The sequence below is a fragment of the Aquimonas sp. genome (genome assembly GCF_044377145.1).
Classification (GTDB): domain Bacteria; phylum Pseudomonadota; class Gammaproteobacteria; order Xanthomonadales; family Xanthomonadaceae; genus Aquimonas.
Genome location: NZ_JBILJQ010000059.1, coordinates 13,955 through 34,567 on the forward strand (window position 1 = coordinate 13,955; position 20,613 = coordinate 34,567).

The following is a 20,613-nucleotide window of genomic DNA, read 5'->3' on the forward strand; positions in this document are numbered from 1 at the left end:
TGGCGCCGCCCGTGGTGTGGATAGTGTCTCATCGCGTCACCATCCAGCGCCTGCCGGCAGCGATCAGGCGCGTTCGCAAAGCGACGTTGATCGCGCACTCAACTGCGCTCAGCGCTGCGTTCGCGACGTTTCGCCAGGGCCGCAATCAATGCCCGCAGGGCAGCCGGGCGGACGGGTTTGTTGAGCAACGGATAACCGGCCTCGCGCGCGCGGCGCTGCAGTTCGTCGCTGCTCTCGGCGGTGACCAGCGCGCCGGGCGGTGCATTCGGGCCAAGCTCACGGCGCAGGATGTCGAGCACCGACAGGCCATCAAGGCTTTCGCCCAGATGCAGGTCGACCAGCAGAATGTCGGGGCGCTGCGCCCGCACCGCCAGCAGGGCGGGCTCCAGGCCGGTGACGGTGTCGACCAGCAGACCCCAGCGCTGCAGCAGGGCGCGCATGCCTTCGAGAATGCTGGGATCGTTGTCGACGCTGAGCACGCGCAGGCCGTCGACCGGGCCCGGCACAAACTCGATGCTGGCCGGCGCGGCGATTTCCGACAGCGGTGCGCGCGGCACCCGCACGCTGAACACGCTGCCGCGGCCTGGATGGGAACTCAGTGCGATCGGGTGGCCGAGCATGCGGGCGATGCGCTCGCAGATCGACAGGCCCAGGCCCAGGCCTTTCTCGCCCCAGGGCGAGGGCTGCTCCAGCCGGCGGAACTCCTGGAAGATCACCGCGCTGTGTTCTTCGGCGATGCCCGGCCCGGTGTCCCAGACCTGGAATTCGATTGCATCACCGCGCACGCGCAGCGCCAGCAGCACGCCGCCATGCTGGGTGTAGCGCAGGGCATTGGCGATGAAGTTCTGCAGGATGCGTCGCAGCAGACCGCGGTCGCTGCGCACGCCCAAGCCTGCGGCGGCGCGCACCCGCAGCTCCAGGCCGCGCTGTTCGGCCATCGGCGCGAATTGCTCCTGCAGTGAACGGAACAGGACATCGGCGGTGAACACGGTGTGGTCGGGCCGCAGCGAGCCCGAATCCAGGCGCGAGATATCCAGCAGGCCATCGAGCAGGTCTTCAGCCGCACGCAGCGCGCTGTCGATGCGGTCGGCCAGCAGGCGTGCGTCGGCGTCGATCTGCGGCTTGGCGTTCAGCGCCGAGGTGAACAGGCGCGCCGCATTCATCGGCTGCAGCAGGTCGTGGCTGGCGGCCGCGAGGAAGCGCGTTTTCGACTGGTTGGCGGCCTCGGCCTCCTGCTTGGCGGTGCGCTGCGCCTCCAGCGCCGCGGAGAGTTCGCCGGTGCGCTGCGCGACGCGCTGCTCCAGGGTTTCGTTGGCGTCGATCAGGGCGTGCTCGACGTGCTTGTAGGCGGTGACATCGGTAAAGGTGGTGACGAAGCCGCCGCCGGGCATCGGCCGGCCGCGCATTTCCAGCACGCTGCCGTCGGCGCGCACGCGCTCGAACACATGCGGGCTGCCGCGCTGCATGTAGCGGATGCGCTTGCGCACGTGTTCGGTCACCCCGCCAGGGCCGCATTCGCCGCGCTCGGCGTTGTAGAGGATCAGATCGGCCACTGGCCGGCCGACGTAGACCATGCCTTCGGGGTAGTCGAACATCTCCAGGTAGCGGCGGTTCCAGGCCACCAGGCGCATTTCGGCATCGACCACGCTGATGCCCTGCGAAATGTTCTCAAGCGTTGCGGCGAGCAGTTCACGATTGAAGCGCAGCTCCTGCGAGGCCTCGTCCAGCAGCGAGACCACTTCGCCGACATCGAGGCCGGTGCCGCGCAGCGCGGTGGTGAGCACGCGACGCGCCGAGGCACCGCCGATGGCACCCGCCAGCAGACGCTCGGTGTACTGCAGCAGGCCGCGCTCGGCGGCCTCGCTGTCGGTGATGCTGCGGCCGGTTTCGCGGGCGTAGTCGTCGAAGGCGCGCTCGGCGGCGCGCTGGCCGAGGATGCGGCCGGTGATCGAGCGCAGGTCACCCACCGACAGCCGGCCGCGCCATTCGATCACCGCACCGACCGGGCGCCGATACCAGGGGTCGAGAAAGGGCAGCGCGCGCAGGCGCTCGTCGATGCTGGGGCGGTAGCGCAGCGACAGGAACACCAGCACCGCGGTATTGATCAGCAGTGACCAGAAGGTGCCGTGGGTGATGGCATTCCAGCCGGACAGACCGAACAGCGCCTGCGGCCTCAGGAAGGCCTGACCCAGCAGGCCGCTGCGGATCCACTCGGCGTCCATCCAGCCGGCCTCGGCCAGAGTCGGCAGCAGGAGGGTGAGCGTCCACACCGCAAAGCCGGCGCTCAACCCGCCGATCGCGCCGATCCGGCTGGCGCCACGCCAGTACAGGCCGGCGATGATCGCCGGCGCGAACTGCGCCACCGCGACGAAAGACAACAGGCCGATGTCGGCCAGATTCTGCTGCGCTTCGGCAGCGCGATGGTAGGCATACGCCAGCAAGGCGATGACGACAATCGAGATACGGCGGATACGCAGCACCAGCACCGACAGATCCGGCGGCGCGCCTCGCGCGTACTTCGGCGAACGCAGCAGGGCCGGCACCACCAGGTCGTTGCTGACCATGGTCGACAGCGCCACGGTGGCGACGATCACCATGCCGGTCGCGGCCGAGAACCCGCCCAGATACACCAGCAGAGCGAGTGCATTCTGCCCCGCCGCCAGCGGCAGCTGCAGCACGTAGGAATCGGGGTGCACGCCGCTGTCGGCGAACAGATGGGTGCCGGCGGCGGCGATCGGCAGCACCAGCACACAGATGATCAGCAGGTACAGCGGGAACACCCAGCGCGCGAGTTTCAGGTCGGCCGGGTTCGCGCACTCGACCACCCCGACCTGGAACTGGCGCGGCAGGCAGAACATGGCGAGAAACGCCAGCACCGTCTGGGCGATGAAGCCGTTCGGCACCGTCGGCAGGGTGTCGATGTGGGCGCCGAGCTCGAAGGCCCAGCCATCCGGCACGTAGTACAGGGCGAACACGCCGACGGCGACGAAGGCGAGCAGCTTGACCAGTGATTCCAATGCCACCGCCAGCATCAGGCCGTGGTGGTGTTCGGTGGCGTCGATGCGTCGGGTGCCGAACAGAATCGCGAATACCGCCAGCAGCACCGCGAGGTAGAACGCCGAATCGGCCAGCACCGGCGGCTGGCCCTGACCGAGGCCATTGCCGGCGCCGCTCAGCACCTCGATGCTCATCGCGCCGGCTTTGAACTGCAGCGCGATGTAGGGCACCGCGGCGATGATCGCGATCACCGTGACCAGGGCGGCGAGGGCCTGCGATTTGCCGAAGCGGCTGCCGATGAAATCGGCGATCGAGGTGATCGACTGCTCGCGGGCGATGTGGATCAGCCGGCGCATGATGCCGCTGAAGAACACGAACATCAGGATCGGGCCGAGGTAGATCGGCAGGTAGGACCAGCCGCCGGTGACCGCGCTGCCGACCGCGCCGTAGAAGGTCCACGACGAGCAGTACACCGCCAGCGCCAGGCTGTAGACGATCGGGCGCAGCCAGGTGCGCTCCGGGTACAGCGGACGACGGTCACCGTAGTAGGCGACGCCGAACAGAATGGCGATATAGACCAGCGAGACCAGCAGCAGCACCCAACCGGCGATCATCGCGTGCCTCCCCCGGGCTGCGACCCGCACACGCGCTGCAACGGCGGGTGTCGGCTCAATATGCGCGCGCAGCGCATCAGCGGCGCGTCTTCGAGGGCCGGAGGGTAGCTGGCGCGGTCTGGGCCACCGCGGCGCCGGCGCGGCCGCGCGGGGTGCCGCGGCGACAGGCGTCGGAGCAGTAGATGACCTCGTCCCAGCAGCGCTGCCAGCGCTTGCGCCACTGGAACGGCCGCTGACAGACCGGGCAGGTTTTCTCGGGCAGCGGCGACTTCACGCGATCGCCGCGGTCGACGCTTCGGATTCGAGCAGGCCCTGCGCGCGCAGGCGGAAGCGTTGCACCGGCTTCGCCGGCAGCGATTGCGCCAAGGCCGCACAGTGGCCCGGCGCAGCACTCAAACCACTCAGCCAGAAGCGTCCGCCGGCCGGCACCGCGGCCTCGCCCGGGCTGGCGTCGAGCGTGCTCGGGTCCGTGCGCAGGCCGAGCCCGCAGGCCTTGAGCAGCGCTTCCTTGCGCGTCCAGGCCTCGGTCAGCGATTCGATCTGCTCGTACTGCGGCAGAAACTGCCAGCGCGACAGCTCGGCCGGGGTCAGGATCTGGGTGGCCAGCACGCCGGTATCGCGTTGGATCAGGGCTTCGATATCGACCCCGAGCGGCGCGTCGGCCAGCGCCACCAGGGCCTGCCCGCCGCAGTGGCTGAGCGAAAAATGCAGCTGCGATTCAGCCGGAAGGAAAGGTTTTCCCAGTGCGTTCTGAGCGATGACAAGCTCGGTCGCGAGCCGCCCGGTGGCCTGCGCCAGTACCTGCCGCAGGCCGCTGTGCGCAGCGATGAAGCGGCGCTGCAGCTGCGGCGTGGCAAAGCGCACCGCGCGGGCGCGCTCAGCGGCATCGAGCAGTTCGAAATCGGCCTCCAGCACGTCGAGATGCAGGGCCACCACGCACACGTGGTCGGCAAGGCTGAGGGCGGGCGCATACGGGCTGGACATCAGGAAGGGAACCTCCGCATCACTCGAAGCGCGCCGCGCCGGGGGCGCCATTATCAGCGCTTGTGGGTGCCTCCGGCAGCGCCGGGGGTATGACGCCTCGACGCCAAGGCGTCCAATAGCCGCCGTGCATCCACGCCGCCAGCGCCAGCCGCAGCCAGCCGACCAGGCTGGCCGCCAGCCACAGTGCCCAGGCCAGCATCGGCCCGCGGTACACCGCGATCGGCAGGCTCAGCACCTGGGTCGCCGGCAGCGGGCCTTCGTGGCGATCACTGAACCAGCTCAGCATCCACGCGCTGGAGCCGTTGCCGACAATGCGCATGTCGGGCTGTCCCAGCAGGCCCAGCGGCACCGCCGTCACCAGCGCCAGCAGGGCGGCGCCGGTCAGCAGCAACAGGCCGAGCTGGGCCAGGTTGAAGGCGCGCCCGAGCATGGCCGGATCGCGCTGCGCCCGCCAGGTCACTGCGAACAGCCAAGCCGCCACCAGCAGCAGGGCGTACACGCTGACCGCGCTGAACCCCAGCGCGAGCAGCAGCCACTGCCAGCCGCGCAGAGGGCTGTGCGGCAGTCGCGAAAGCGCCAGCGCCAACAGCAGCAGCACCGCCAGCTCGCCCCAGTACAGCACCGCCGGGCCCTGGCGCGGGCCGGAGGTCCACAGCACCCAGTGTCCGGCCGGCAGTTCCAGGGACTGGTGGATATTCGCCGCCGGCAGGCCGGGATCGATCGTCAGCCCCCGGCTGGACAGCCCGATCGCCACGGTTTCGCGCAGCTGCACGTCGTAGGTCTGGGTGCCCGGCTGCAGCGGCAGATCGAGCGCGCCATCGCGCGCGGACAGGCGCAGGGTTTCGCCATCGCGACTGACGCTGACCAGCTCGCTGTCGGCCGGCAGCGCGAGCCGATGCTCGCCGCCGGCGGTGCTGCGTAGAACCAGCTGCAGATGGTGGTCGCGGGCGCGGCGGCCGAGCACGCTGCGCAGCTCGACGCGCTCCAGCGCCAGGCTCGCGCCGGGTGCGGTGAGCGGTTCGCTCAGTTTGATCTGCAGGCGCTCGCCCGGCCGCGGATGGAACACGAACTCGTGCAGGTCGTCGCCGATCGCCTCCGGGTCGATGCTCTCGGGCACGCCGCTGAACTCGGCGCGCCACATCGGCCCGACCGCGATGCGCCACTCCTCGGCCTGCTGGTCGAGCGCCGGTGCGATCAACTCCAGTTGGTGCTGACGATCAAGCTGGCTGTGCCAGCTGGCGCTGTCCTCGCCGTCCGCGATCACCAGCTCGACCCGGCCCTCGCGCACCCTCAGGCCAGGGCTGCCGACACGCTCGCCGACCAGCAGCGGGATTTCGACCGCGATATCGCCATCGACCGGAGCCAGCCGCTGGAGCGAGCCACTCAGGCTCCACTGCGTGTCCAGGTTGAGCCGACGCACCACCCGCACGTAGTTCGGGAAGGTCTGCGCGGCGGCCGCCGCGACCGTGTCTGCCGCTGCGGCGCTGCGCGCGCGCTGCAGCTGCACCGAGCCGGCCTGCGCGACGCCCTCGTCGTCCACGCCGGACAGCAGCCAGCCGCCGCTGGCGTCGACCAAGCGGATCAGCGCCGGCCGCAGCGGCAGGGCCAAGCGCAGACGATCGCCGCCGGGCAGCAGACGCAGCTGCAAGCGATGCACCCCCGCCGGCACCCGCGCCAGCCAGCGGCCGTGGACGTTGAGCAGATCGGTCAGCGGCTGGCCATCCAGCCGCAGTTCGGCCAGCACCGCGGCGTCTTCAACCTGTGGCTGCGGCAGCGGCAGGGCGACCCGCGTCTGCGCATGCACTTCGAGGTCCAACCAGACCGATTCGCCGTCGACGCGCAGGTCCATGCGCGCGATCCGCGCGCAGGCCGGCGCGCATTCGGGCGCGGCGGTCAGGCGCTCGCGCAGCGCCTGCAGCAGCTCAGGCCCGGGCAAGGCGGCAGCGGGCTGCGCGCGCGCCGGGGATGAGAAACCGCCGACCAGCAGCAGCGGCAGCAGCAGGGTCGCGGCTGACGCCGGTCGCGGGCGCAGCTGCGGCAGTCGCGGCTTGCCCAACAGCTGCCACAGCAGCAGGCCGAGCAGGCCAACCATCAGCACGCGCAGACCGCGCAGCGCCCACGGCGGCAGGATGCGCAGCTGCAGCGGCTCATCGGCGGTCACCGGTCCGGGGTAGCGCAGGCTGTGCAGGTTGCCGCCGCTCCACTGCGGCAGCGCGCGCCCGGCCTGCATCACGGTGTTCTGGCTGTAGCCCTGGAACAGATCGGTTCGTTTGATGCGGCTGCCGGTGACCGAGATCTGTTCAAGCCTGGCGCGGTCCTCGGGTGCGTATCTTTCCGCCGCACCCGGAGCCGACGGGGCAGGCGCCGGCAGCGACATCGGCGTGGCCTGATCGAGCACCATGCCCGCCGACAGATGGGCGTCACCGATGCTCGCGCCACGCCCGATCTCCAACTGCGGATACAGCGCCAGCCGCACCTGGCCGATCGCGAACGGCAGCGCCAGCAGCACCAGCAACAGCAGCACCGCACGCCGCAGCCAGCGGGTGAACAGGCCGAGCCGGCCGCTGCTCAGCGCCCGCGCCAGCAGCCCTGCGCCCAGCGCCGCACCAATCGTCAACAGCGGCAGCTCGGCTTCGTGGTAGCCGAGCAGCAGCAGGCTCACGCTGACCACGCTGCCGGCCACACCGAGTGCATGCCAGGCCAGCAGGCCGAGTACCGCGAGCAGGAATACATCGAGCAGACGCCAGCGCCCCAGCCAGTCGCCGCTGCCGGGCTCGGCACCGGGCGCGTGCAGCAGGCGATAGCCAGGCGGCAGGTGCAGGTTCACGTCGACGCTTTCGAAGCGCTGGTTCCAGCCGGCCAAGGGCAGGGTCACCCGCTGATCGACGCGCAACTCGGCAGCGAGACTGACCGCGGCCCTGCGCCACTCCAGGCCGCGCGCACCGTCGGCGGCGGTCTGGGTGATCAGCTGCGGTTCGCCGGCGCCGTCGCGGGCCGATTCCAGCAGCAGCGGCGGTAGCGCCTCCAGCCGCCAGCCCTCGCGCAGCTCGCCGCTGAGCTGATCGCGCAGGCTGTAGCCGCCTCCGTCGTAGTCCAGCCACAGCTGGCGGCTCAGGCTCAGCCGATTGCCGCCGGCCACGCCTTCGCCGCGGCCGCGCTCTTCGATCTCGATCGCCTCGCCCGGCGCCAGCGCGAAGGCCTGCAGGTCCAGCCAGTCATGCGGCACATCGGCGCGGCGCGGGTCGACCTCCAGCGGGCCGGAGGCGCGGCTACCGCGCAGACCGGGATCGGGCGCGTAGCTCCAGATTTCCTGGGCGGGCCAGGGCGTGGTGGTTTGTGGGCGAACGATGCGCGCCGGCAGCTCGGCGGCGCGCGCCAGCAGCACCACTTCATTCTGGTCGGCCTGCACCTGCACGCGCAGGCTGCCGTCGGGTTCCAGCCGCGCCGGCCAGTCGCTGTCCAGCTGCAGCGGCACGAAGCCGGCCGGCAAGACCTGCGGCAGCCGCTCTTCGCGCAGCTGGCCGGCGCCGTAGAGTTGGATCCGGGTTTCCAGCAGCAGAGGCAAGCCATCCACCACGCGCCGGAACACCCGCAGCTCCAGCGCATCGGCTTCCGGCGCGGTGGCAGCGGCACGGCCCAGACGCAGAAAACTGCCGTCGCGTTCGGGCACCGTCACCGCACGGCCGTCGACGCTCAGCGCGATCCGCGCGACGGTGGCGGGTACCGCCAATGTCTCCGGCCGCTTCGACCACGGCAGCCGGCCATCGATGCGATGGCGACCGGCGCCGAGCCAGGTCATCGGGTGGCCCTCGCGCTCCAGTACGGCCAGGTCCTGGCCGTTCATACGCACCGACTGCGGCCAGTGCTGGGCGTCGCCCGGCAGGCTGACCCAGCCCGCTGCTTCCAGCGTCCAATCGATGCTGAAGACCGCGCCATCGGCGCCGGCTTCGATGCGCAGCTCACCCGGCCAGGCGCAGAGCCCCGCATCGAGTTCGAAGCTCTGATCGGCCTGCTGCGGGCAGTCGAGCGTGTCCAGTCCGTGCAGGGCCCAGCCGCGCCAGGGTTCGAGCGCCGATGGCACCGAGGGCTGCGCGCTCGCGGCGGGCGCGATCAGGATGGAGAGCAGCAATAGCAGCAGCGATCGGTACATGCCTGGACGCTCCGGACGCGCGAGGAATCATGGATACACGTGCCCGGATACTACGCAGCTGCAGGCGCGTAGGGGTTGCGTGGGATGGGTCGCTACGCCCCGCGCATGGGCGGGGTGGCGAACCGATCGCTTGGATTCACCTGCCAATACGCGCGCAACACTCCACGGGTGGCTGACGGCGGCGCACGCAGCGAACTAGCAGCCTGTCGGGCTTTGGGGGTCGAGGCGATAGTCGACTGCGAGAGGACAGTTTTTCGACGATTCGCAGGCGCCAGTGGGCTCTTGGCCAAGGATCGGCGGATAGTGGACCGCGCAGGCGGATTTGCAGCCCGGCCAACCAGAGTCCGACAGGCTGCTAGCGCCGGGTATAGGTCAGAGTCAGTGATACCCGGTTCTCGCGGAAGACCTGGGTCGCCACGTCGCTGTCGCGACGGTTGTGGCTGTAGCCGACGTCGAGACCCAGATTGCGCAGCCACTGCCAGCGCAGGGCGAGCCCGGCAGAGGACTCGCGGTCCTCGCGGCCATCGAACCGGTAGTTGCGCCAGTCGACGCCGACAAATCCGCTCAGGGCGAGGTTGCTGCGTAGCTGGCGCGAGGCACCCAGCACCGCGCCACGGACTTCCTGATCAAGCGTGTCGTTTTCGAGGTAGTCGAGCTCACGGCTGTAGGCATCGGCGCGCAGAAAACCCACCGCACTGTCACGCACGTAGCCGACGCTTGCGTCGATGCCGCGGTAGAGATCAGCGCTCAAGAAACTGGTTCGCTGGCTGGGCAGGCTGATCGGCTGATCGAAGTCTTCCAGCCGCGGGGCTGCGAACACCAGGTCCTGCACCGCATCGGCGAATTGCCGCGACAGCCGCGCCTCGATCCGGCTCGATTCGGTCGGCTCGAAAGCCAGGCGCGCGCGCGCCAGCAGGCCGCTGAGGCTGTCGCCTGCGTCCGGCGCGATGCGGCTGCCGCCGAGATCGAGCGACCACTCGCTGCGCGCGCCGCGGCGATCAATCCGGCCGTAGGCATCGGTGCGACGGTAGGGCTGGCCACGGCTGTCTGCGCGGTCGAACTCGACATCGCCGTATTCGAGGTTGGCCGACAGGCTCATCCGCGGCGAGGTCTGGCGCAGGCCACGCACAGCGAGGCTGATGCGCTCGCTGTTGAAGTCCGCGGTCTCTTCGGCCCAGGAGTCGACGTAGCGCAACTCGCCCAGCAGGCGACTGTTGGCGCTGGGCCGCAGGCTCAAGGTCGGGCCGGTGACCAGTACATTGGTGCGCTGGCGGTTGTCGGGGCGATCCACCGCCGACGCATCCACCGGCTGCAGGCCAAGGTAGTCCTCGAACACCCAGCTCAGGCGCTGCGGCAGGATGTTGAAGCTGCCGCGCAGGCCAAGCCGGGTGTTGAGCTCGTTGTCGAAGCTGTTGTTCTGGTAGCTGCGGAATTCGAGATCGCCGGCCGCCTGCAGCGACAGCCGCTCGCTGTCGCTTGCGAGTGCGAACGCCAGCCGGGGCAGCAGCAGGGTTTCAGACTGGGCGGCATCCAGCGTCCGCAGGATGTTGTCGTTGTGCTCGATGCCGAAGCCCAGCCGGTAGTCCAGCCGCAGCGGCGTCTCCGGGCTGATGTTCTGAGCCGGCACCGCAGCGGGCAGCAGCAGTGCCAGTGCCGCAGCCAGGCCGGGTGCGCGCGGCTTCGCAGTCGTGCTCGGGTGCATACGCATTCCTGTGGGTCGGGTGGGGCGGAACGGATTCAGGCGGGAACCCGGTTGAACACCACCCCGGCCAAGCGAACGCGGTCGAGCACGTTGGTCGATTCCTTGACCGCGTTCGGGGTGTCGCGGCCGTAGCCCGCCACCAGCACCGACAGCTCGGCCAGCCCGGACAGAATGCGTGCGTCGGGCGAGGCCGCAACCGCAGGTGCATCGAGAATCACGGTCACATTACCGCTGGCGCCGCGCAGTGAATCGAGCAGCAGGCGCATCCGTGCCGAACCGAGCAGATCGCCGCTGGCCTCGCGCCGTGGGCCGGCCGGCACCAGCAGTACGCGCGGCACGCCGGTGGCATGCACCACCTGTTCGACCCGATCGACCCGGCCTTCCAGAAAATCGACCAGGCCGAAGGCATCGCCGGACACGCCCACCCGCTTATGCAGCATCGGTGCGCGCAGGCAGCAGTCGACCAGGATCACCGTGCGACGCTCATCGAACGCGATCGCCGAGGCCAGATTGGTCGACACGAAACTGCCGCCGCTGCCGTGCGCCACCGGCACCACCAGCAGGGTCAGGCCATTGCCGCCGACTCGCGCCAGCAGCTGGGTGCGCAGATCGCGGAAGGCGTCGGCCGGACGCGAGTCGGCCATGTCGTGGCCGACGATGCGGCGCGCTTCGAGCTGGCTGCCGGTGTAGGCGGTCTGGCCGCCGCCGCGCTGGATCAGCGCCTGGTTGACCGACTGGGGTTCCACTTGATGTCGATTGCTCATAGCACGATCGCTCCGCGACTGATCGCCGCCCAAACGTAGAGAGCTGCCACCCCGCCGACTGCGAGCATCGCGAACAGCAGCCGGATCAGGGTGCGCCGGCGATCGCGGGTCGTGCGGAACTCCGGGATGCTGACCAGCACCGGCACCGGCAGGCTGGCCGCCAGTGCCTGCGCGTTGCGCGCGCGCGGATCGAATTGCAGCAGCGCGAACAGCAGGGCCAGCGGCACCGCTGCACCAAGGCCAATGCCGGCGGCAGCGAAGTGCATCAGCCGCAGACCGGTCGGCTGCAGCGGCAGGGCCGCGGATTCCTGGATTCGAAAGGTCAGGCCGCGCCGCTCGGCGTCCAGGCTCATCGACACGCGCGCGTTTTCGCGTCGACGCAGCAGGTCCTGGTAGATGTCGCGATTGACCTCGTAGTCGCGGGTCAACTCGGCCAGCGAGGCCTCGGAATCGGCCACGCGCCGGCCGCGATCGAGCTCTTCGTTGAGCAGAGCCTCGTTTTCGGTGATGCGGGCGCGCAGCGCGGCCATGTCGCCGCGCACGCGGGCGAGATCAGAGCGCAGCTGCTGGTAGAGCGGGTTGACCGCCGCAGCGCTATCGTCGCTGCGCGCACCGCTGGCTTCCGCGCTTTCCTCGCGCTGCAGCGCGGCCTGCAGGTCTTCCATCTGATGGCGCACGCGCACCACATCGGGGTAGGAGTCGGTGTAGTCCAGACGCAGGGTGTCGAGCTGTGCCTGCAGCTCGCCGAGCCGCGCGCGGAACTGCGAGGAACGGCTGCGCACATCGGCGATTTCCACTTCGCCGCTGATCTGGCCGGTCAAGGCGGTCTCGCGCATCTGCAGCTCGGACAGATTGGTGCGCGCAGTCTCGATCTGCGAGCGCACTTCGGCGATCCGGGTGCGCACGTCGACATCGCTGCCCGGCCGCGCATCGAGGTTGGCGCTGCGGAACTCCTTCAGGCGCTGCTCGGCGTCGGTCAGCTTCTGGTGGTATTCCTCCACCCGCGCCGCGATGAACTCGAAGGCTTCGCGACTTTCACGTTCCTTGGCTTCCAGGCTCTGGCTCATGAACAGGTCGGCGTAGCGGGTGGCGACCTGGAACGCGCGTTCGGGCACGTCGTCGGTGTAGCTGATGCGGATCAGGTTGGCGCCCGGGCTGTCGATGCGGGTGCGCTGCTTGATCTCCTCGATCATGCGCTCGCGCGCCAGCGGCTCGGTGACGGTCGCGCTCCAGCCGCCGGCATCCAGAATCTGGCCCATGATGTTGCGGGTGAAGATCACCTCGCGGGCGATGCGCGCGCGGTCGGTGACCCCGGTCGGCACTGCCGCGCCTTCCATCAACGGCGCGATGATGTTGGCCTCGCCGGCCAGAATGGTGCTGACCGACTGGTACTTGCGCGGCATGACGATACCGACGCCCAGGAAGGTCAGCGCGATCAGGCAGAACCCGACCAGCAGCAGCACGCCATGCCGGCGCACTTCCGACAGCAGCAAGGGCAGCAACGCAAACAGATCTGCGCCCGACGCATTCGCCGGGCCCGGAAGGGCCGCATTTTTCACAGGGCGCGCTCCGGCACCGTGATCACGTCGCCGGGCTGCACGTCGACATTGGTTTCAAGATCGCCGCGGCCGAGAATCGCGCCCAGGCGCACATCGATGGTGCGGGTTTCACCCGCCGCCTTGCGGTACAGCCGGGTGCGGTTGGCGGCGGCGAAATCGTTGACCCCGCCGGCCTGCAGCACCGCGTCGAGCACCGTCATGCCCTGCCGATAGGGAATCGACACCGGCAGCCGTACGGCGCCAGTGACGCGCACCCGCGAGATGAATTCGTGGCTGCGCAGATCGGTCAGGATCACCGCAACCTTGGGATCGCGCACATAGGTCGCCAGCTGCTTTTCGATGTCGCCGGCGACCTCTTCCGGGGTGCGGCCACCGGCCAGCACGTCGCCGATCAGGGGCACCGAGATCCGTCCGTCCGGCCGTACCGGCACGCTGACGCTGAGCTCGGGATTGCGCCAGACCGCCACCTGCAGCTGGTCATCAACACCGATCCGATACAGCTCGCTGAACGCGCTCGGCGCCGCTTCAACAGGGGTCGCGGCGTCCTCGGCTTGGCCTGGATGGGGCAGGCTCAGCAGCAGACTGCCAATCAGCAGACCCGCAAGGGCGGCGCCGAAATCGCGAAGGAGTGCTTTCACGTGGAGATGTCCTGGGGGGTTCGACGGGCGATTGTGGGCGACCGCGCCGGTGGGCTGTGATGATAGTGCAGTCCCAAGCATAATGAGAAACGGATCACATTTGATTTGTCGAAATGCGCACAGACGATTACCTCTCCGACTTCGCTCGATTGGGACTGCAGCCCGGCTGCAGCCTCGAAACGCTGGAGCGTACCTGGCGCCGGGCGGTGAGCGACCTGCACCCCGACCGCGCTCAGGACGGACTGGACCTGGCCACGCGCACCCGGCTCATGCACGAGCTGACCGCCGCCTATCGACGCCTGCGCAACTTCGAGCGCGAGCACGGGCGGCTGCCGGGCGGCGCGGTGCCGGCAGCTCCACCGCCCGCGTTCGCGCTGGCGACGACACCAGCGTACCCGGACACCGAGTCCGACGACGAGGTGGCGGAGCAGGCAACCGACGCTGCGTCCCAGCTTCCGCCGTATTCGCAGCCATCAGCGCGCGGTTCCGGTTTCTGGCTGATCCCGGTGGGGGCGCTGGGCGCCGCGCTGTGGTTTTCCGGCCTGCTCGGCCCGGATCCGAACGAAGTGCCGGCATTCGCCGGCCCGAGCCCGACCGCCAGTGCCGCTGCCACGACGCCGACCGGCAGCGCCTCCGTGCCCGGCCAGAACCGGCGGATCCGCATCGGCAGCAGCGAAGCCCAGGTGGAACGGATGATGGGCGCGCCCTTGATCAGCGATCCCGAACTCTGGGAGTACGGCCCCTCGCACGTGCGCTTCAAGCGCGGCCGGGTCACCGGCTGGTACAGCTCGCCGCTCAAGCCGCTGCCGGTCGATCAGGACAGCCGCTGAGCCCGCACCGCGAACACGGGCAGCGTGGTCAGCGCGCGCCCTTGCCGAAAAGAACCACTTCGAAGGTTTGCAGCAGCACCAGCAGGTCGAACATCAGGCTGTGGTTCTTGACGTAGTACAGGTCGTACTTCAGTTTTTCGTCGGCGTCTTTGACCGAGGCCCCGTAGGCGTAGCGCAGCTGGGCCCAGCCGGTGATGCCCGGTTTCACCGTGTGGCGCAGCGCGTAGTAGGGGATCTCCGCGGTCAGCTGTTCAACGAAACTCGGCCGCTCCGGCCGCGGGCCGACGAAGCTCATCTCGCCACGCAGCACGTTCAGCACCTGCGGCAGCTCATCAATGCGCAGCTTGCGGATCACCCGGCCGACCCGGGTGATGCGGTCGTCATTGGTCTGTGCCCAGATCGCCACGCCGTCTTTTTCGGCATCCTCGCGCATGCTGCGGAACTTCAGCACCTTGAACACGCGACCGCCCTGACCGACACGCTCCTGGCGATAGATGATGCTGCCGCGCAGGCCGCTCTCCAGCCAGATCAGCAGGGCAGTGCCCAGCATCAGCGGGGCGGCCAGCACCAGAAGCAGGCTGGCCACCGCGATGTCAAAGGCACGCTTGGTGGCGGAGCGCACCGCGCCCGCGTCGAAACCGGCGCTGAACACCAGCCACGAGGGGTTCAGCACATTCATTTTGATCTTGCCGCTTTCGTGCTCGAAGAAGGCGCCAAGCTCGGTGACCGCAATCCCGCGCAGGCGCGCCTGGATCAACTGATCCATCGGCAGGATGCCGCGGCGCTCATCCACCGCGATCACGATTTCGTCGACGTTGTGCTCATCGATCAGCGGAATCAGCCCATGGCTGCCGTCGAGGTGCTGGTCGTGCGGCACCCCGTCGGCATCGCCGGGCGTGCTCACAAAACCCATGATCTGAAAGGTTCGGCGGTCGGACAATCGGCGTAGGCGGGTGTTGATCAGTGCAGCCTTCTCACCGGTGCCCAGCACCAGCACGCGTCGGCGCAGCGCGTCCACGCTGACCTTTTTCAGCACGATGAAGCGAGTCAGCACGATGCTGACAAAGCCGAGCGCCATCGCGATCAACATCACGCCGCGCCCGATCGGGCTGAGCGGCGTCGCATACAGCAGCGCGATCAGGAACAGCCCACCGGCGACGAAGGCGACCACGGCCCGCACAGTATGGCCGTTGATGCCTTCGCGACTCTGCGAGATGTACATGCCGAGCGCGGTCATCGCCAGCACATGCACGGTGGCGAAAATCAAGGCACGCGGCAGGATGTCGCCGAACGCCGCCGACAGCAGCGCGGAGTCGCCGAGGAAGCGCAGCCAGGCAGCCAGATGGAAGACCACGGCCAGCACCAGGAACTCGACCACCGCCAGGATGAGAACCCAACGGCGGGCAGGATGCAGGGCATCGGTAATGGAGCGCATGGAATAAACCCGGTTCGTTGTCCGCGGTTGCCGGGCTCTGGCAACCTGTCGGGCTTTGGTTGGACGGGCTACAAAGTCGCCTGCGCGGTCCATAATCCGCCGATTTTTAGCCAACACAGCCACTATCAGCCTGCAAATCGTCGAAAAACTGTCCTCTCGCAGGCGACTGACGCCGCGACCACCAAAGCCCAACAGGCTGCCAGACGACCGGCAACGAAATCAAAGGGCGCAGACTGTGACGGAGAGCACATTGATTGGCAAGAGCATCACCCCCCCGCAGCACGACGATCCGGCGCTGAAACTGGCCGTGATCGGGTTGGGCTACGTCGGCTTACCGCTGGCGGTGGAGTTCGGACGCGTGTTCGACACCCTCGGCTTTGACATCGATCCGGTCCGTATCGCCCAACTGCGCGCCGGGCATGACCACACCCTGGAAGTCGAAGCCTCCGAACTGGCGGCAATCGAGCGCCTGCGCTTTTCCGACGACCCGGCCGCCTTGCGGTCGGCGCGGGTCTTCATCGTCACCGTGCCGACCCCGATCGATGCCAGCAAGCGGCCCGATCTGGGCCCGCTGATGGCCGCCAGCGCGACCGTCGGCCGCAGTGTGAAGCGCGGCGATGTGGTGGTGTTCGAGTCGACCGTGTTCCCCGGCGCCACCGAGGAAGTCTGTGTGCCGCTGATCGAGCAGATCTCGGGCCTGCGCTTCAACATCGACTTCTTCGCCGGCTACAGCCCCGAGCGCATCAATCCGGGCGATCGCAGCCATCGCCTGCCAGACATCGTCAAAGTGACCTCGGGCTCGACCCCGCAGACGGCCGAATTCGTGGATGCGCTGTACCGCCGGATCATCCGCGCCGGCACCCATCGCGCCAGCAGCATCCGGGTCGCCGAGGCCGCCAAGGTCATCGAAAACACCCAGCGCGACCTCAACATCGCCCTGATCAACGAACTCGCACAGATCTTCCACCGGCTCGGCATCGACACCCTGGAGGTGCTCGAAGCCGCCGGCACCAAGTGGAATTTCCTGCCGTTCCGGCCCGGCCTGGTCGGCGGCCACTGCATCGGCGTCGACCCGTACTACCTGACCCACAAGGCGCAGGAAATCGGCCACCACCCGGATGTGATCCTGGCCGGGCGTCGCATCAACGACGGCATGGGCGCCTATGTCGCGCGCCGGCTGATCCGGCTGATGAATCGCCGCCGCCTGCCCCTGGTCGACGCACGTGTACTGGTGCTGGGTCTGGCGTTCAAGGAGAACTGCCCGGACCTGCGCAACACCCGCGTGATCGACGTGGTCAACGAGCTGGTCGACTACGGCCTGCGGGTGGACGTACACGACCCCTGGGTGGACGGCGCCGAAGCCCGCGCCGAATACGGTCTCAACCTGATCGACACCCCCACCGGCGGCCTGTTCGACGCCATCGTGCTGGCGGTCGGCCACGCCGAATTCATCCAGCTCGGCAGCGCCGGCCTGCGCGCCTGGGGCAAACCCGGCGCCGTGCTGTTCGACGTCAAGAGCGTGCTGCCGCGGGAGCAGGTGGATGAGCGGCTTTGAGGGTGGGGGTTCGGGATTCGGGAGTGCGGATTGAGACCGTCACCGTTTAGGGAACCTCTGAAATTGCTCGACAACTTGACCCCCCAGCGCGGCGCAGTGAGAGTTGAGTTGAGACCATTGCATCTGCTGGGAAGGCCTTGTCATTGAAACCCTGCTGGCTGCAGCCGGGCCCAGCACCATTGCGCTGCATTTTCGCACCGCCGTTGGCACGGAGATTGATCGGCTTTTGGTGCGGGCCGGCCGGCCTGCCTTGGTCATCGAGATCAAGCGCTCGTCAGCGCCGATACCCGGCTCAGGTTTTTGCCGTGCGGCCGAAGCCACTGCGGCACAGCACGAGTTGTTGGGAGCGCCAGTCGATGCGAGCGATCGAGCAAAGGCGATATGGCGGTAATAGACATACCGGAAGCCACGAAACGGCTCAGCCCTTGAGTCTGGCAGGCTGTCGCACTTGAAAGAGATCGAAGCGAGAATCTGACTGGGGGAGGCCAAGTTCTGACAATCCTGCGGGGCAATAGCTCTTCTACCGCCACCCCAAAAAAGGAGCGAAACATGGACCGACCTGGCAGCATGAGTTCGGCACTGCCAGAGGTAGGTCCGGCGTTATGGTGCGAAACATCGAACAGGCAGGCCATTGATGAGACGCGGCGCCAGCCACGATGCAACGCTAGACTCACCGGGCGGGGTTCGCTACGACATCAGGAGGGGAGCCGATGTCCTTGGAAGAGAAAGAATGGCGTGCGCTGCTGCGGGAGATCGCGAACCGCAATGTGGTGCCGATTATTGGCGCGCGGGCGGTAACGGTGCCGGTGGCGGGTGTCGATCGGCCGCTGTACGAGCACTTTGCACCGCAGGTGGCAGCGGGGTTGAATTTGCCCGATTCGGCGAGCTACACCAGCACGGCTCAGCTAGCGCGCGATTTCATCGCCAATCAGGGCGCGCGCAAGAACCTGCGCAATGAGCTGAGTGACCTGCTTGACCAGCATCCGGAACCGGGCGCGGCGCTCACAGCGCTGGCCAGCATCGAGGACTTCGAGTTGTATGTCTCCAGTACGCCGGATGGGCTGCTCGCGAAGGCCCTGCAACGTGCGCGGCGCTTCGACCCAGACGTGCAGCGCTTCGAGTTCACCCCGACCGGCGAGACTCGCGGCGGTGCACAGCGTTGCGATATTCCGCGCGATGGCAAAGCGCCGCTGCTGTTCCAGATCCTGGGCTCTATCCGCAGCAACGAAGTGGCGCTGTGGGAAGAGGACTACATGGAGTACATCTATGCGCTGATCGCGCACCCGCAGCTCACCGAGGTGCTGCGCGCGAAGCTGCAGAAGTCCAGCCTCTTGCTGATCGGCGCGCCCTCGGAGGACTGGATCGTGCGTTTCATGATGCGCATCGCACGCGGCAAGCGATTGTCCGACGAGGACAGCGGCAGCCACTACTTCGCCGATGGCAAAGCGCACTTCTCCGAAGCGATGACCTTCTTTTTCGAGCGCGCCACTCGCGCCACACGGATCATTCACATCGAGCCTGTCGCCTTCGCTCGCGAGCTGGCGCGGCGCTGGCGCGAGCGCAATGCGGAAGCCAAGGCCGTCGATGTCGAGGCCTACTTCACCCGCCAGTCCGATCGCCTGCCCAAGGACACGGTGTTCATCTCCTACGCCAAGGAAGATCGCGTCACCGTGGCGGAACTCGGCGCCGCGCTGGAGCGGGCCGGCGTGCCGGTGTGGGTGGACAAGCGCCAGCTCGAACAAGGCGAAAACTACGAACGCGGCCTGCGCGTCGCGGTGATGGATTGCAGCTTCTTCATCTCGCTGATCTCCCCGCGCACCGAAGTGGACGACGAGCGCTACTTCCACAAGGAACGCCGCTGGGCGGAAGACCGATTCACTGAGGGCGCGGTGTTCTACCTGCCGCTACTGCTGGACATGCCAGCGGGTGCCCAGGTGCGGCGCGAGCCGGCCGCCTTCCACACGATCGAACGCGAACGCTACAGCGCGGCCACCTTGTCCGGATTCGTGGCGCGGGTGAAGGCGTACTGGGACGAGTTCCGCAACGGGCAACGACCGAGGAGGTAGTGCGCCATGACCGACTCCCCAGCCATGCCCGGATCACCCGTCACCCACGCCAGTGCCAGCGCCACGCCGGAGCGCCCGTGGCTGGGGCTACGCGCCTATGGCCAGGCCGATGCCGCCTATTTCTACGGCCGCGACGCCGAAATCCGCGAGCTCTACGAGCGCATCTGCAGCAATCCATTGACCGTGCTGTACGGCCGCAGCGGTCTGGGCAAGAGTTCGCTGCTCGGCGCGGGCCTGCTACCCAAGCTCAAGGTGGAAGGCCGCCGCGCGGTGCTGATCCGCCTGCGCTTCGACGCCGACGCCCCGGAACTCTGCGCCCAGGTGCACGCTGCGCTCGCTGCCGCGATCGGCGAATCGACGAGGCCAGCAGGCCAGCGCCTGTGGGTGATCGCGCACCAGCAGGCATCGCGCGAGCTGATCGAACTGCTGCGCCCGGTGCTGGTCTTCGATCAGTTCGAAGAGCTGTTCACCCTCGCGCAAAGCCCCGAGCGTCGCGCGCAAGCCCACTCCCTGCTGGCTGAGCTCAGCGAGGTGATTGAGAACCGCCCACCGGCAGGCATCGACCTCGATGACTACGCCCACGGCGCCAGCGCGCTACGTGTGGTGTTGACGCTGCGCGAGGACTATCTGCACCAACTTGAGCGCCACAAACGCCAGCTCCCGGCCTTGATGCGCAATCGCATGGAGCTGCTGGAACTCAGCGGGCCGAACGCCCTGCAGGCGGTGTTGGAACCCGGGCGCAAAATCGTAGCGGCCACGCCGTTGGCCAGCGCTGGCGATGTGCCGAGCGCAGGCGCCACGCTCGCGCTGGTCGAACTGCCCGTGGCCGAAGCGATCGTCCGCCATGTCGCCGGCCGACCCGCAGACACAGCGCTGGACGAGATCGACGCCGTCCCGCCGCTGCTCAGCCTGCTGTGCGCCGAACTCAACGCTGCGCGCATCGAGGCCGGCGTGGCGCAAATCACCCAAGCGCAACTGCAGGGCGAAGCCGAACAGGTGCTGGAGCGCTTCTACCAACGCAGCTTTGTCGGCATGCCCAGCGGCGTGCGTAGAGCGGTCGAGGATTTGCTGATCGACAACAACGGGCGGATCCGCGAAGCCAGCTCACGGGACACCGTCGTGAGCGAGATGCGCGGGCATGGAGTGGACGAGCCGGAGCAGTATCTGGCCGCGCTGGTGGATGGCCGGCTACGTGTCGCATCCCGGACGAATGCATCCTGCATAATCGGTCAGCGCTGCTGGTCGGACGAGAGGTCTTGGTTGGCCTGCTGACCGAGCTTTCCGCTCCGAGGACTGCATGAACATTCGCCTGCACAAGA

General features: G+C 68.2%; 13 protein-coding genes. 4 read left to right on the top strand and 9 right to left on the bottom strand.

Translation table 11 applies throughout. From position 1 onward, the window contains the following. Positions 1–98: 98 nt before the first annotated feature. From ACIQ7H_RS16245 to ACIQ7H_RS16280, 8 genes are all read right to left on the bottom strand, one after another. The gene (locus tag ACIQ7H_RS16245) at positions 99–3,611 is read right to left on the bottom strand and encodes a PAS-domain containing protein (protein ID WP_395793383.1); all 3,513 of its coding nucleotides are present in this window, start codon (positions 3,609–3,611) and stop codon (positions 99–101) included. Between the two features lie 76 nt (positions 3,612–3,687). Continuing rightward, a complete protein-coding gene (locus ACIQ7H_RS16250) occupies positions 3,688–3,885 on the bottom strand; it encodes a DUF2256 domain-containing protein (protein ID WP_395793385.1) in 198 nt (65 codons plus the stop codon). Further along, positions 3,882–4,595, bottom strand: a complete 714-nt coding sequence (locus ACIQ7H_RS16255) for a 4'-phosphopantetheinyl transferase family protein (RefSeq protein ID WP_395793387.1) — start codon at positions 4,593–4,595, stop codon at positions 3,882–3,884. Before ACIQ7H_RS16255 ends, ACIQ7H_RS16250 begins: the two co-directional genes overlap by 4 nt. Positions 4,596–4,614: 19 nt before the next feature. Further along, positions 4,615–8,745, bottom strand: a complete 4,131-nt coding sequence (locus ACIQ7H_RS16260) for a hypothetical protein (RefSeq protein WP_395793389.1) — start codon at positions 8,743–8,745, stop codon at positions 4,615–4,617. 355 nt (positions 8,746–9,100) lie between these two features. Then, entirely contained in the window at positions 9,101–10,447 is a 1,347-nt protein-coding gene (locus tag ACIQ7H_RS16265) for an outer membrane beta-barrel protein (protein WP_395793391.1), read from the bottom strand. A gap of 35 nt (positions 10,448–10,482) precedes the next feature. Beyond that, entirely contained in the window at positions 10,483–11,211 is a 729-nt protein-coding gene (locus ACIQ7H_RS16270) for a CpsD/CapB family tyrosine-protein kinase (protein WP_395793393.1), read from the bottom strand. Beyond that, entirely contained in the window at positions 11,208–12,770 is a 1,563-nt protein-coding gene (locus ACIQ7H_RS16275) for an XrtA system polysaccharide chain length determinant (RefSeq protein ID WP_395793395.1), read from the bottom strand. The genes ACIQ7H_RS16270 and ACIQ7H_RS16275 overlap by 4 nt, the downstream gene beginning before the upstream one ends. Then, positions 12,767–13,408 carry an XrtA/PEP-CTERM system exopolysaccharide export protein gene (locus ACIQ7H_RS16280; RefSeq protein WP_395793397.1) on the bottom strand — a complete coding sequence of 214 codons (642 nt, stop codon included), beginning with the start codon at positions 13,406–13,408 and terminating at the stop codon, positions 12,767–12,769. Before ACIQ7H_RS16280 ends, ACIQ7H_RS16275 begins: the two co-directional genes overlap by 4 nt. Positions 13,409–13,521: 113 nt before the next feature. Between ACIQ7H_RS16280 and ACIQ7H_RS16285 the strand changes: the two genes are divergently transcribed. After that, entirely contained in the window at positions 13,522–14,238 is a 717-nt protein-coding gene (locus tag ACIQ7H_RS16285; protein WP_395793399.1) for a DnaJ family molecular chaperone, read from the top strand. Between the two features lie 28 nt (positions 14,239–14,266). On the opposite strand, the gene ACIQ7H_RS16290 is transcribed toward ACIQ7H_RS16285, so the two are convergent. Then, a complete protein-coding gene (locus tag ACIQ7H_RS16290; protein ID WP_395793401.1) occupies positions 14,267–15,673 on the bottom strand; it encodes a TIGR03013 family XrtA/PEP-CTERM system glycosyltransferase in 1,407 nt (468 codons plus the stop codon). Positions 15,674–15,923: 250 nt separating this feature from the next. On the opposite strand from ACIQ7H_RS16290, the gene ACIQ7H_RS16295 reads away from it, so the two are divergent. The 3 genes from ACIQ7H_RS16295 to ACIQ7H_RS16305 all read left to right on the top strand — a co-directional run bounded on the left by ACIQ7H_RS16295 (position 15,924) and on the right by ACIQ7H_RS16305 (position 20,566). Continuing rightward, a complete protein-coding gene (locus ACIQ7H_RS16295; RefSeq protein ID WP_395793403.1) occupies positions 15,924–17,228 on the top strand; it encodes a nucleotide sugar dehydrogenase in 1,305 nt (434 codons plus the stop codon). A gap of 710 nt (positions 17,229–17,938) precedes the next feature. Then, on the top strand, positions 17,939–19,294 hold the full coding sequence (locus tag ACIQ7H_RS16300; protein ID WP_395793405.1) for a toll/interleukin-1 receptor domain-containing protein: 1,356 nt from the start codon (positions 17,939–17,941) through the stop codon (positions 19,292–19,294). A 6-nt stretch (positions 19,295–19,300) separates the two neighbouring features. Further along, positions 19,301–20,566 (top strand): hypothetical protein, encoded by a 1,266-nt coding sequence (locus tag ACIQ7H_RS16305; protein WP_395793407.1) that lies wholly within the window; start codon positions 19,301–19,303, stop codon positions 20,564–20,566. Positions 20,567–20,613 lie beyond the last annotated feature (47 nt).

What these genes read in the sequence shown, in the direction of transcription:
- ACIQ7H_RS16245 (WP_395793383.1), bottom strand. Translation starts at nt 3,611, where the DNA reads ATGATCGCCGGTTGGGTGCTGCTGCTGGTCTCGCTGGTCTATATCGCC.
- ACIQ7H_RS16255 (WP_395793387.1), bottom strand. Translation starts at nt 4,595, where the DNA reads ATGTCCAGCCCGTATGCGCCCGCCCTCAGCCTTGCCGACCACGTGTGC.
- ACIQ7H_RS16260 (WP_395793389.1), bottom strand. Translation starts at nt 8,745, where the DNA reads ATGTACCGATCGCTGCTGCTATTGCTGCTCTCCATCCTGATCGCGCCC.
- ACIQ7H_RS16265 (WP_395793391.1), bottom strand. Translation starts at nt 10,447, where the DNA reads ATGCACCCGAGCACGACTGCGAAGCCGCGCGCACCCGGCCTGGCTGCG.
- ACIQ7H_RS16270 (WP_395793393.1), bottom strand. Translation starts at nt 11,211, where the DNA reads ATGAGCAATCGACATCAAGTGGAACCCCAGTCGGTCAACCAGGCGCTG.
- ACIQ7H_RS16285 (WP_395793399.1), top strand. Translation starts at nt 13,522, where the DNA reads ATGCGCACAGACGATTACCTCTCCGACTTCGCTCGATTGGGACTGCAG.
- ACIQ7H_RS16290 (WP_395793401.1), bottom strand. Translation starts at nt 15,673, where the DNA reads ATGCGCTCCATTACCGATGCCCTGCATCCTGCCCGCCGTTGGGTTCTC.
- ACIQ7H_RS16300 (WP_395793405.1), top strand. Translation starts at nt 17,939, where the DNA reads ATGTCCTTGGAAGAGAAAGAATGGCGTGCGCTGCTGCGGGAGATCGCG.
- ACIQ7H_RS16305 (WP_395793407.1), top strand. Translation starts at nt 19,301, where the DNA reads ATGACCGACTCCCCAGCCATGCCCGGATCACCCGTCACCCACGCCAGT.